Genomic DNA, 12,593 nt, shown 5'->3' on the forward strand with positions numbered 1-12,593 from the left:
GAGGAGCAGGGATATAGCCCATATCGCAGCAGTGATGGCCCCGATGCCGTCATGTCGGTTCAACATACAATCCAGTGATGAGAGGCGGCAGCGTGGCTGTCGCATGTGCTTATGCCAAATGAATTTGAACAAGCGGTTGCCGCCCTTCAAGGAGAAGGGGTTATCGCCTATGCCACCGAAGCCGTGTTTGGTCTGGGGTGTGATCCTGATTCCGAAGCCGCCGTGCAGCGGCTGCTGGCCATCAAGCAGCGGCCGGTGGAGAAGGGATTGATCCTGATCGCGGCAGATCTGGCGCAATTGCAGGACTACATCGACCTGAGCCAGCTCAGCGATGAGCAGCTTGCTCGCGTGCAGGCGAGCTGGCCTGGTCCCTTCACCTGGATCATGCCCGCTCGCGCGACGACGCCGTCCTGGTTGACCGGTCAGTTCGAGACCCTGGCGGTGCGGGTCACAGGCCATCCCCAGGTGCAAGGGCTTTGCCGGGCATTTGGCAAACCGCTGGTGTCCACCAGTGCCAATCTCACCGGTGAGGAACCCGCTCGCCGGGTGGCTGATATTGGCGATCTGCTGGCAAGCCAGCTGGCTTACATTCTGCCCGGCGAAGTCGGGGGGCAAGCCAACCCGTCCGAAATCAAGGACGCCCGCACCGGGGCCATCATTCGCCCATCCTGAGTTGGGCACGGCCCGGTTTCATGCAGGTTGTGCGATGAGGTCATGACAATACGAGAAGTGCAGGCAGTGCATGCATGATGCCTGTCTGACAGGAGATAAAATGAGCAAACCGGATGTGGCCCAGGTAAAAGCCTTCCTGCTGCAATTGCAGGATGATATCTGCCGTGGCCTGGAGCAGGCCGATGGATGCGGGCGCTTTGTGGAAGATGCCTGGAGTCGCGAAGGTGGTGGTGGCGGTAGAACACGGGTGCTGCGCCAGGGGGCGGTGATCGAGCAAGGTGGGGTCAACTTCTCCCATGTCTATGGCGATGCCATGCCGGCATCCGCGACCGCACATCGTCCCGAACTGGCTGGCCGCAGGTTTGAGGCCATGGGGGTGTCGCTGGTGATCCACCCGCATAATCCCTATGTACCGACCAGCCATGCGAATGTGCGGTTCTTCATCGCCGAGAAAGAGGGGGAGGAGCCGATCTGGTGGTTTGGTGGCGGCTTCGACCTGACGCCCTTCTATCCGTTCGAAGAGGATGTGAGGCATTGGCATCAGGTCTCCCATGAGCTCTGTCAGCCGTTCGGCACCGACATTTATCCCGAGTTCAAATCCTGGTGCGATCGTTACTTCTTCCTCAAGCATCGGGGCGAGACGCGCGGGGTGGGTGGTCTTTTCTTCGATGACCTGAACCGCTGGCCCTTTGCCGACTGCTTTGCCTTCATGCGTGCAGTGGGTGAGGGTTACCTGGCGGCCTACTTGCCGATTGTCGAGCGACGCAAGGAGCTTGCTTATGGGGAGCGGGAACGGGCGTTCCAGCTTTATCGCCGTGGCCGTTACGTGGAGTTCAATCTGGTCTACGACCGCGGGACCCTGTTCGGACTGCAGACGGGGGGGCGCACCGAATCCATCCTGATGTCGATGCCGCCGCTGGCGCGCTGGGAGTACGACTGGCAGCCGGAGGCTGGCAGCCCGGAGGCATTGCTCTACAGCGACTACCTCAAACCGCGCGAGTGGTTGTGACCAGAGGGGCCATGATGGCCTCTTCTTATTGGCCGATATTCGGCTTGTTCCTTCATGAGAAAACCCGTTAAATCGGGATATTGCTCTCAAAAGGAACGCCTTGATGGATCGTTATCTGGTTTTTGGCCACCCCGTGCGCCACAGCAAATCTCCCTTCATTCATACCCTGTTTGCCAGGCAGACCCAGCAAGCGCTGGAGTATGGTCTGGCAGAACCTGCTGTCGATGAGTTTGCCAGCGCTCTGAACCACTTCTTCGCCGAAGGAGGGAAGGGGTGCAACGTGACCGTACCTTTCAAGGAGCAAGCCTTCGGGCTGGTGGAGCGGCTGAGCCCCAGGGCCAAGCGGGCGGGAGCGGTCAACACCATCAAACTGACTGATGATGGTGTGCTGCTGGGTGACAATACCGACGGCGCCGGGCTGGTCGCCGATCTCAAGGCTCACGGAGTGAACCTTGCCGGTAGCAGGATCCTGCTTCTGGGGGCCGGTGGCGCAGCTCGTGGCGCCCTGGCCCCTCTGCTGGCGGAAGCGCCGGGCGAGATCGTCGTGGTCAACCGTACCCATGCCAAGGCGGAACAGCTGGCTGTGGAGTTCAGGGATCTGGGCAGCATCACTGCTCAATCCTATGAACCGCTGGTGGGGCCGTTCGATCTCATCATCAATTCCACCTCAGCCAGTCTGCAAGGTGAGTTGCCACCTTTGGCTCCAACCCTCATCCACCCGGACATCGCGATCTACGACATGATGTATGGCGCAACGGATACAGCCTTCATCGGCTGGGCCAAGCAACATGGTGCGCGCCATACCATGGATGGATTGGGCATGCTGGTCGAGCAGGCTGCTGAGGCCTTTACCGTATGGCGAGGGATCCGGCCCGGCACCAAGCAGGTATTGAGAGAGTTGCAGCGCAATCTGGGCGTCGTGTGAACCGGCTAGTGCGCTCTATTGGGCGGTCGGCAGATCTGATGTAGAGATTTTGCATCTCTGGATAAGGGCATCCCTCGTGATGCGGCACGGCACGTGTGATGTGAAACGGTCGTTCTGCGGTGGGTGTGTGGCAGAACAGGTGCCATTTTTATAAAACCATTGCGTAACAATAAGTTACTTTTACTTTGCCGTCACTCGCAGTATTTTTTTGAGTTTTTTCTCAAAGCAGCGGAACTTCTGTAACGGACTGCTGACTAACTGGATAGTTGAGGAAGTGCTAGCTAGTCACCTTTATAACTCCCCGGTATTCGTACTGGGGATTTTTTTATCTGCATGAAAATTATGAATATTTTTTCTTTTTTCTACCATTGAAACTAAATTACATAAATTACTTTCACTTTCTGCTGCTTTGCTGTACAGTTGTCGGCGTAGGGTACAGAGGTAAGATGTTCTATCTTTCAGACCTTTTATTTCACGTAATTGAATGTGGCTGAATAGCAGCCCCGATGAGTCATCGTCGGGGCGTTTTTTTATGAGCAACGTTTAGAGTAAATGCTTTAATTGTTGCCGTTCTTTGTTAGAATGAAGGCGTTTCTTGAGGAAAACCAATCGTCTTTGTTCTCGAGAACTCGCTTTTTCCCAAATTTTTGAACTCTTTTCTTCAGGCCGGTTTGCAATGGCAAGACCGGCCTCATTTTTATCCCTATATTGGCTCATCGTGTAATTAAATTTCAGTTTCGTTTGTTACAGCCTTCAATTTTGATTTTTTACTCGATATCCATGAAAACGGTATCATGTTGATGATTAGTTAATTCTTTTCGCGTCGAAATAGGCTATCAGTATGATTTAAATATATTTTTTGAGATTATTCTTCAGAGATGGCGAAGGCGGGGAGGAAGGGCTCGGAGATGGGGGGATCATGAAAGCCTTTCAATCAGCGGAGGTCCAACTCCGCCAATTGCAGCCAGGGAGAGGAGTCGTTTACTCCTCGTTCTGATGATCTTCGTCGTCTGCCTGGGCGTTGTCTGCTTCGGATAGATACCAGCCGCTTAGGGTCTGGGCCAGCTTCTCGACGCCGATATTGGTCAGAGAAGAGAATGCTTCAACCTGGATCTGCGGGCCCAGTTCTGCCACCGCCTGACGAACCTTGATCACCTGGTTGTTGCGGGGCCCCGGGCTTAACTTGTCCGCCTTGGTCAGCAACAGCATCACCGGCAGTTCACGGTGTGAACTCCATTCCAGCATGTTCATGTCGGTTTCCTTGAGCGGATGGCGGATGTCCATCAGGATCACCAGCCCTTTCAGGGACTCCCGTCGCTGCAGGTATTCAGCCAGTGACTTTTGCCACTTGAGCTTCATTTCCAGCGGAACCTGGGCATATCCATAGCCAGGCAAGTCAACCAGGCGTTTGCCCGGCTCCAGCTCAAACAGGTTGATCAGCTGAGTACGGCCAGGGGTCTTACTGGTACGCGCCAGGTTCTTGTGTTTGGTCAAGGTATTCAATGCAGACGATTTGCCAGCGTTGGAACGACCGGCAAACGCAATCTCGACACCCCCATCATTTGGCAGGTGGCGGATGTCGGGTGCGCTGGTCACAAAATGCACCTTATTGAAATTCAGAGTTTGTGTATCCAACGTAAATTCCCCATAGAGATAGAGGGTTATAGAGTTACTTTTTTGTGAAATAGTGTAAAATGGCGTCGCTTGAACGCGTTTATTTTAACATGCCTTCAGCGGCATGGGATCTGGAAGCCTAATAACGAGAAAGTTGGAACGCCATGAAGAACCTAGTCATTACACTTGCTCTGATGGTTGGCGTAACTGGGATGGCACAAGCCAAGGGCGATGCCGCTGCGGGACAAACCAAGGCTGCCGTCTGTGCGGCCTGTCATGGACCGGACGGCAACAGCCCAGTCGACATGTATCCCAAGATTGCTGGTCAGCACGCATCATATATCAAAAAACAATTAGTTGAACTGAAGGCTGCAGCTTCTGGCCAAACTGGTCGGGTTGCGCCCGTCATGGGACCCATGGCGTTGCCGTTGTCCGAGCAGGATATGGACGATCTTGCCGCCTATTTCTCCAGCCAGAAGGTGACGCCGGTTGCCGTGCCCGATGATGTGGTTGCCGCAGGCAAGGCGCTTTATATGGGGGGAGACATGGAGCGAGGCCTGGCCGCCTGTACCGCCTGTCATGGCCCACGGGGTTCCGGCGTCGAGCAAGCGAAGTATCCCAGCCTGTCAGGGCAGCATCCCGCCTATATCAAGGCCCAGCTCACCGCTTTTCGTTCGGCGACCCGCGACAACGATCCCAATGGCATGATGCGGGATGTGGCCAAGAAGCTGACGGATCAGGACATCGAGGCGCTCTCCAAGTATGTGGCGGGGCTTCACTGATATAGACTGTTAGTTATCTTGTTGAAAAGAACAGGGAACCATTGTGTTCCCTGTTCTTTTTTGAGGTTGTAGCGATCGCCCGTAAACAGCCTGCATTGCTGTAAGAGATCTTCTATATACGGGGCTGGTCGTGTCTGAAAGATTGCTCACGTATATTATTTTATTTTTTTGTTTTTCAATGAATTAAGAAATAGAACATTACTTTGTACCAGTTCGAAATGTGCTTTGGTTGATTGAGTCATCCAGCGAAGAAGTTACAGTAGGCAATCAGGATTGGCCGGAGAGAGGGTGCAAGACCCGTCTTCGGTTTGACAGGATGTCGGCTCGGAGCATGCGATGAGCAATAGATGCAAAAAGCCAGGATGGTGACCGCCAGGGATGAGCGGGGCTGCGGGAGGCAACCACCCCGATGGGAGGCAGGATGTCGCCGGTTTGGGTTAGACAAACAAACACACACACACTCAGGACTGGTCAATAAGGATCAGGATGATCCAACGAAATGATGCGCCGTGGTTCGCCCAGGGATAAGGCGATTGGCTACCAGGGAATGGCACTCGCATGATGGAAAAAGGCAGCTTCGGCTGCCTTTTTTCTATTGGGTCATTAACCCGCCAAGACATTCTGTGTCAAAATACCAGCAACATGCCCAGAGGATGCCGATCCTGCGGTGTTCAGCGGCCCAAAGTGGTCGAATTGGTGCGGGATCCCACTCTTGTTCCATATTTACTGTTCCCCGCTTCAGCATCCTCCCCGGACGACACGCTCCGGGGGTTTCCATTCAGTTATTTGTCGGAGTCATTCATGTCGGCCAAACAACCCAACCGCAAGCCTACCGGCAAGCGCAAAGAATCAGATGCCAGTGCCCAGGAAGGTCGTGAGCGCAAGCGCGCCGCCAAGCGCAAGGGCCTGAAGGCGGGCTCCCGCCAACAGGTCGAGCAGGCGGGCAAAAAGAGCGGCTCCAAGCAGGCCAAGGATCCACGCATCGGCTCTCGCAAGCCCATCGCGCTGATTGCCGACGAGAAGGGCAGCAAGCCGGTGGCGACCAAGCCTGCGAAAGAGAAGCGGGTGGTGATGACCCCCGAGCAGGAGCTGGCGTCCATCGAGAATGATGATCGCCTCAATGTCTTGCTGGATCGTCTGGATGCCGGTGAAACCCTGGAGGCCGCAGAGCAGGCATGGGTCGATCAGCGGGTTGACCGTTATCAGGAGCTGATGGACGAGCTCGGTATCATCGACAACGACGATGACGAAGATGGCGACATGGATTTTGATGATGCCGATTTTGACGAGCCGAGTCAGCCTGCCTCCGAAGAGGAGCTGTGGGAGCGTTTCTCTCAGGCAGACTACCAGCCTGAAGCCAAACCCGAGCCGAAGAAAAAGTGATGAGTGGATGGATGCTGGCCGCCCTGTTGGGTGGCCTGATTTTGCTGGGGCTTGCCGTCTATGCCGGCACCCTGATGGCGCGTCTCAAACGCCAGCAAGAGATGCAGCAGCATGCCATTACGGCCCGCAACGAGCGGATCCTGGAGAGTGTCAGGGTGATCGCCCACGCGGTACGAGATGGTCAGTGCGACTACTCAGAAGGTGCCATCCGGCTGACCAATCTGCTGGATGCCTTGCAAATAAAGGGGGGCCGCGCCTTTGCCACCGAGTTCCCGGGGCTCTACGGCCTCTATGAGAAGGTGAAAGAGATGCCGACCCATGAGGCGAGGCGGGCACTCAAGCGCAATGAAGTGATGAAGATGGATCTCGAACGCAGCGGCTACGAGGCCGAGCTGGAGGCGCAGATCCTTGAGGATGTCGCCAGACTGAAGGATTTTCAGTTAAGCCGGTGAGCCCATGACAAAGACAGAGGAAGCAAGCGTGCAAGCAGAACAGATTGTGTGGGATCAGGCCCTGATCGAAAAATACAACTACAGTGGTCCGCGTTACACCTCCTATCCCACTGCGCTGGAGTTCAACGAGGGATTCGGCTATCCGGACTTTGTCCAGGCAGCGGGCCAGTATCCTGCACGCAATCTGTCGCTCTACGTGCATATCCCCTTCTGTCACAAGCTCTGCTACTACTGCGGTTGCAACAAGGTCATTACCCGGCACCAGCACAAGGCAGATCAATACCTCGACTACCTCGAACAGGAGATCAAGGCCCAGGCCCCCCTGTTCAAGGAGAGACTGGTCACCCAGCTGCACTGGGGTGGCGGCACACCCACATATCTGAGCGAACCCCAGACTCGTCGCCTGATGGCCATGTTGCGGGAGCACTTCCACTTCGCCGAGGAGGGGGAGATCAGCATCGAGGTGGATCCCCGCGAGATCGAATTGTCCATGCTGGATGTGCTGCGGGAGCTCGGTTTCAACCGCATCAGCCTTGGCGTTCAGGACTTCAACAAGGCGGTCCAGGTCGCGGTCAATCGGGAGCAGGACAACGACTTCATCCGCGCCATGCTGGTCCGTGCCCGCGAGCTGGGGTTCCGCTCCACCAATCTGGATCTCATCTACGGTCTGCCGCACCAGAACCGGGAGAGCTTCCATCACACCCTGGAAGAGGTGCTCAAGACCGACCCGGCTCGCCTCTCCATCTTCAATTATGCCCACCTGCCGAGTCGTTTTGCCGCCCAGCACAAGCTGAAAGAAGCGGACATGCCGGCGCCGCAGGAGAAGCTGGCCATGCTGCAGGACACCATTGCCTTCCTGACCGGCCAGGGTTATCAGTTCATCGGCATGGACCACTTTGCCAAGCCCGATGACGAGCTGGCCGTCGCCCAGCGCGAGGGCAAGCTGCATCGCAACTTCCAGGGCTATACCACCCAGGGGGATTGCGATCTGCTGGGGCTGGGGGTCTCTTCCATCAGCATGATGGGGGATGCCTATTCCCAGAACCAGAAGGATCTCAAAACCTACTACGCCCAGGTCGAGTCACTGGGCCATGCCCAGTGGAAGGGGTGCTCCCTCAATCGGGACGATCTGATCCGTCGTGAGGTGATCAAGCGCCTCATCTGCGATTTTTCCCTGAACTTCGCCGCTGTGGAACAGGCCCACGGTCTGGTGTTCAAGGAGTATTTTGCCGAGGATCTCAAGCTGTTGCAGACCTTCATCGACGACGGTCTGGTGCGCATGACCGAAGAGGGGCTGGAGGTGGTCTCCACCGGTCAGCTGCTGATCCGCAACATCTGCATGTGCTTCGATGTCTACCTGCGCAACAAGGCGCGCCAGCAGCAGTTCTCCCGGGTGATCTAGGCCGGGCAATGTCGTTGGACAATAAAAAAACCGCCTTTCGGCGGTTTTTTTATTGGGTTTTACCCCTGCTCAGCGTTGAGCCGCACGGGCACTCAGCTCGGCCTTCTCGGCTTCGCTCAGGAAGGCCAGGGTCAGGCCGTTCTGCTGGGCGGTGCGGATCTCGCTCACCGTCATGCCGGCAGCCGGGGCCGCCACCTCGTATTCGTGAGGCAGGTCGATCCCCTCCACCGCCGGATCGTCGGTATTGAGGCAGGCCAGCACGCCGGCTGCCAAGAACTGGCGGATCGGGTGATCGGCCAGACTCGCCACCGTGGTGGTCTGGAGGTTGGAGGTGAGGCAGGACTCGATGCCGATGCGGTGTTCGGCCAGATAGGCCATCAGGGCCGGATCCTGGATGGCCTTGACCCCGTGGCCGATGCGCTCGGCTCCCAGCTCGCGAATGGCCTGCCACATGCTCTCGGGGCCGGCGGCTTCACCGGCGTGCACGGTGACCCGCATGCCTGCATCCCGCACCCGGCGGAAGTGGTCGGTGAAGAGATCGCCCGGGAAGCCCAGTTCGTCGCCGGCCAGATCGATGGCGACCAGGCGATCGCGATGAGCCAGACAGGCATCCAGCTCCTGCTTGCACTGCTCGGTGCCGAAGGTACGGCTCATGATGCCGATGAGATTGGTCTTGATGCCAAAGTCACGGCTGCCTGCGGCCACGCCGTCGATGATGGCTTCGACCACGCCCTGCGGGTGCAGTTTGTGGGTCATCGCCATGTAGGCCGGGCTGAAGCGCAGTTCGGCATAGTCGATCCCGGCACACAGCAGATCTTCCACGTTTTCGTAGGCGACCCGGCGGCAGGCATCGTAGTCGGCCAGCACGGCCACGCCCCAGTCCAGTTTCTTCAGGAAGGCCACCAGACTCGGCTCGTTCTCGACGATCTGCACGTGCGGGCGCAGGGCTTCCAGCTCATCGGCCGGCAGTCGGATGTTGTGCTGACGTCCCAGCTCGAGAATGGTCTGCGGGCGGATGTTGCCATCCAGATGGCGATGCAGGTCGGTCAGGGGGAGGGATCTGTCAATCATGGGGCACCTTCTGCGAGTCGGGTTGGAAAGCCTGCCATTCTAGGCGGGACGCCTGAAAAAGATACCCCGTTTGCAAGCAAACGGGGTGTGATTGGTCAGGCTTTCCCTCAAGGCGTGATGGGAATCGTTTTTCCCGCAGGCTCAGGGAATGTCGAGCTCCTTGAGCTTGCGGGTCAGGGTATTGCGGCCCCAGCCGAGCAGGCGGGCAGCCTCCTGCTTGTGACCGTGGGTGTGATCCAGTGCCGTCTCCAGCATGATCCGTTCGAACTGTGGCATGGCATCCGCGAGGATATCGGTCTCCCCCAGGGCCAGCTTGGCGGCCACCCAGTCCTGCAACTGCTGCTGCCAGCCACCGGTCAGGGCGGGCTGGCCCGGCTCGGCGGTGCTAGTGATGGGAGTCAGCAGCTCGGTGGGCAGATCGCCTACCAGCACCTCCTGGCCCGAGGCCATCACCGTCAGCCAGCGGCAGACGTTCTCCAGCTGGCGCACGTTGCCCGGCCAGGGCAGGCGGCTGATGTAGGTCTGGGTATCCGGGTGCAGGCTCTTGGCCTCCACGTTCAGCTCCTTGGCGGCTCGCAGCAGGAAGTGCTGGGCCAGCTGGGGGATGTCCTCCCGGCGCTCCTTGAGGGCCGGAATATGGATGCGGATGACGTTGAGGCGGTGGAACAGGTCTTCCCGAAACTCGCCGTCGGCGACCCGTTTCTCCAGATTCTGGTGGGTGGCGGCAATGATCCGCACATCCACCTGCACCGGTTGGTGGCCACCAACCCGGTAGAACTGCCCGTCCGCCAGAACCCGCAGCAACCGGGTCTGCACGTCCAGCGGCATGTCGCCTATTTCGTCGAGAAACAGGGTGCCACCATCGGCCTGTTCGAAGCGGCCGTGACGAATGTTGTTGGCGCCGGTGAAGGCTCCCTTCTCATGACCGAACAGCTCGGATTCGATGAGATCTTTCGGGATGGCCGCCATGTTGAGGGCGATGAAGTTCTTGTGGGCCCGGGGGCTGTGCTTGTGCAGGGCATGGGCAACCAGCTCCTTGCCGGTACCGCTTTGACCGTTGATGAGCACCGAGATGCTGGAGCGCGACAGCCGGCCGATGGCGCGGAACACCTCCTGCATGGCAGGGGCTTCGCCGATGATCTCCGGGGTGGTGGTGGCTTCCTGCTGGCGAGCCTTGCGCTTGGTCCGCTGCTCCTTGAGGTGGTTCTCGGCCCGGCGTACCAGGGTGACCGCTTCGTCGATGTCGAACGGCTTGGGCAGGTATTCGAAGGCACCTCGCTGGTAGGCGTTGACTGCGGAGTCGAGGTCCGAGTGGGCCGTCATGATGATGATGGGCAGATCGGCTTGGCGGCGATGGATCTGCTCCAGCAGGCTCAGGCCGTCGATGCCCGGCATGCGAATATCCGAGAGGATCACGTCCGGTGAGCGCATCTCCAGTGAACTCAGCAGGGCCTCGCCGTCGGCGAAACTTTCGCATTCGAAGCCTTCGCTGCCAAGGGTGCGCTCCAGAACCCACCGGATGGAGCTGTCGTCATCGACGATCCACACTTTTGCTGTCATGAGGTTCCCTTACTTGCGAAGTGGTAAATAAATGGTGAATTCGGTGTGGCCCGGCCAGCTGATGCAGTCGATGCGCCCCTTGTGCTGATCGATCAGGTTCTGGGCGATGGAGAGGCCCAGGCCCGTTCCCCCGTCCTTGCCGGTGATCATGGGATAGAAGAGGGTGTCGCGAATGGCGTCGGGAATGCCGGGGCCGTTGTCGATGATCTTGATTTCGGCCGCCAGGCGATAGCGCTGGCCATGGATGGTGATCTGGAAGGCGGTGCGCGTCTTGATGCGGATGAGGCCGTCCTGATCCCCAAGGGCCTCGGCGGCGTTGCGCACTATGTTCAGGAACGCCTGTTGCAGCTGGTCCGATTCCATCTCGAATTCGGGGATGCTGGGGTCGTAGTCCCGCTCGATGCGGATCTGCGGCGGCAGCTCCAGGTCCACCAGACGGCGCACCTGCTCCAGCACGGAGTGAACGTTGTGCATCTGGTGACGGCCGGGACGCTGGGGACCGAGCAACCTGTCGACCAGCACCCGCAGGCGATCGGCCTGCTCGATGATGATGCCGGTATATTCACGCAAGGCCGGGTCGGGCAACTCCTTTTGCAGCAGTTGAGCCGCGCCGCGCAATCCCCCCAGGGGGTTCTTGATCTCGTGCGCCAGGCCGCGCACCAGCTCCTTGGCGGCCTGCTGCTGGGCGTGTTGCTGCAGCTCCTGGCTGATCTTCTTCTGCTGATCGATCTTGCGCAGTTCTACCACCATCAGTCGCTGTTCATGATCGGCCATGGGGCTGACGCTGATCTCCACCAGCCTGGGCTCCCCCTCCACCACCAGGGTGACTTCGCTGTCGGTGAAGCCCTGCCCCGAAATGAGGCACTGTTTGAAACGCTGTAGATCGAGAGAGATGTGTTCCAGCAGGTGGGGCAGTTCGATGCCGATCAGTCGTCGTTCGCTGAGGGAAAGCAGCTGCTCTGCCGCCGGGTTGACGAATTGAATGCAGAGACGTTCATCCATGAGAATGACGGCGGTCAGCAGGTTGTCCAAGAGTGTCTTGGCGTTGTCCGAGCGGGTTGGCACAGGTTTCTCCCTAAAACGGTGCTGTACACCTAGAATGCACCAATGTAGTGCATCAAGTTTACCCGCATCGGTGCGTCACATCACCCCTAATTGGCCTTGGGGGCGGCTCTGGGAGCCTGATTCACCGACGCCCTGTGCAGGTAAAAGGTGGTTGGCTTAGATTTAGCAAGGATCGTACCGTCTTTGGCGAGCAACTCGAGCCGTGCCTCATAGGCGCCTCTATCGAGGTTTTCCACCCGTATGGCCAGGCTGTTGTGAACCAGGGGCACCGCCTTGCCGTTCAGGATCAGGCGCACATCGTATTGCACCGGGACCTGGGGAGAGATCTCGCCCTGGAAGACGATGTTGCCGGTATTGTCGCGCAATGTACTGCCCGGTTCCGGAGAGATGAGGTCGATCTCCAGAGGGGCGGCTTCCAGGGCTTTCCTGGCATCGACACCGGTCAGGCTGTTGAAGTTGTCCACCTGGACCGAGTGGGGGGCTGTGCCGATGAGCGGCGAGACCCGCAGGTCCACCTCTTTTGCGCTCTTGCCGGGAGGGGGGGCATCGGTGTAGTGGGTCACCCCCTGGGGATCGACCCAGGAGTAGACGCGGGCGGCCTGTGCGGAACAGGAGGCCATCAGCAGGAGGCTCAGCAGCCAGGGTACAGTGTTCATCC

Annotated in this window: 12 protein-coding genes; 7 read left to right on the forward strand and 5 right to left on the reverse strand. The window is 58.3% G+C overall.

What is annotated here, in order from left to right:
- The first annotated feature begins 111 nt into the window (after positions 1-111).
- From PG887_RS01700 to aroE, 3 genes are all read left to right on the forward strand, one after another.
- Complete coding sequence (locus tag PG887_RS01700) at positions 112-672, forward strand: Sua5/YciO/YrdC/YwlC family protein (RefSeq protein ID WP_039039520.1); 561 nt, start codon at positions 112-114, stop codon at positions 670-672.
- 100 nt (positions 673-772) lie between these two features.
- Positions 773-1,681, forward strand: coding sequence for an oxygen-dependent coproporphyrinogen oxidase (gene hemF / locus PG887_RS01705; protein WP_103244068.1), 909 nt, complete (start codon positions 773-775; stop codon positions 1,679-1,681).
- A 103-nt stretch (positions 1,682-1,784) separates the two neighbouring features.
- Complete coding sequence (aroE, locus tag PG887_RS01710; RefSeq protein ID WP_216944933.1) at positions 1,785-2,606, forward strand: shikimate dehydrogenase; 822 nt, start codon at positions 1,785-1,787, stop codon at positions 2,604-2,606.
- Positions 2,607-3,587: 981 nt separating this feature from the next.
- On the opposite strand, the gene yihA is transcribed toward aroE, so the two are convergent.
- Entirely contained in the window at positions 3,588-4,241 is a 654-nt protein-coding gene (gene yihA, locus PG887_RS01715; protein WP_041212162.1) for a ribosome biogenesis GTP-binding protein YihA/YsxC, read from the reverse strand.
- Positions 4,242-4,384: 143 nt separating this feature from the next.
- Between yihA and PG887_RS01720 the strand changes: the two genes are divergently transcribed.
- The 4 genes from PG887_RS01720 (at position 4,385) to hemN (ending at position 8,239) form a co-directional block, all read left to right on the forward strand.
- Complete coding sequence (locus tag PG887_RS01720) at positions 4,385-5,002, forward strand: c-type cytochrome (protein ID WP_042882257.1); 618 nt, start codon at positions 4,385-4,387, stop codon at positions 5,000-5,002.
- Between the two features lie 801 nt (positions 5,003-5,803).
- Positions 5,804-6,385, forward strand: coding sequence for a Der GTPase-activating protein YihI (yihI, locus tag PG887_RS01725; protein ID WP_161653470.1), 582 nt, complete (start codon positions 5,804-5,806; stop codon positions 6,383-6,385).
- Positions 6,386-6,396: 11 nt separating this feature from the next.
- Positions 6,397-6,837 (forward strand): DUF2489 domain-containing protein, encoded by a 441-nt coding sequence (locus PG887_RS01730; protein ID WP_043153541.1) that lies wholly within the window; start codon positions 6,397-6,399, stop codon positions 6,835-6,837.
- A gap of 28 nt (positions 6,838-6,865) precedes the next feature.
- The gene (gene hemN / locus PG887_RS01735) at positions 6,866-8,239 is read left to right on the forward strand and encodes an oxygen-independent coproporphyrinogen III oxidase (protein WP_041212163.1); all 1,374 of its coding nucleotides are present in this window, start codon (positions 6,866-6,868) and stop codon (positions 8,237-8,239) included.
- A gap of 69 nt (positions 8,240-8,308) precedes the next feature.
- Here the strand turns inward: hemN and add are convergent, their stop codons facing one another.
- The 4 genes from add to PG887_RS01755 form a co-directional block, all read right to left on the reverse strand.
- Positions 8,309-9,310 (reverse strand): adenosine deaminase, encoded by a 1,002-nt coding sequence (gene add, locus PG887_RS01740; RefSeq protein WP_270821063.1) that lies wholly within the window; start codon positions 9,308-9,310, stop codon positions 8,309-8,311.
- Between the two features lie 141 nt (positions 9,311-9,451).
- A complete protein-coding gene (gene glnG, locus PG887_RS01745) occupies positions 9,452-10,870 on the reverse strand; it encodes a nitrogen regulation protein NR(I) (protein WP_010672523.1) in 1,419 nt (472 codons plus the stop codon).
- 9 nt (positions 10,871-10,879) lie between these two features.
- The gene (glnL, locus tag PG887_RS01750) at positions 10,880-11,935 is read right to left on the reverse strand and encodes a nitrogen regulation protein NR(II) (RefSeq protein ID WP_103858173.1); all 1,056 of its coding nucleotides are present in this window, start codon (positions 11,933-11,935) and stop codon (positions 10,880-10,882) included.
- 86 nt (positions 11,936-12,021) lie between these two features.
- The gene (locus PG887_RS01755) at positions 12,022-12,591 is read right to left on the reverse strand and encodes a DUF4124 domain-containing protein (protein ID WP_010672525.1); all 570 of its coding nucleotides are present in this window, start codon (positions 12,589-12,591) and stop codon (positions 12,022-12,024) included.
- Between the last annotated feature and the right edge of the window lie 2 nt (positions 12,592-12,593).

The sequence above is a fragment of the Aeromonas sp. QDB14 genome (genome assembly GCF_027707845.1).
Classification (GTDB): Bacteria; Pseudomonadota; Gammaproteobacteria; order Enterobacterales; family Aeromonadaceae; genus Aeromonas; species Aeromonas caviae.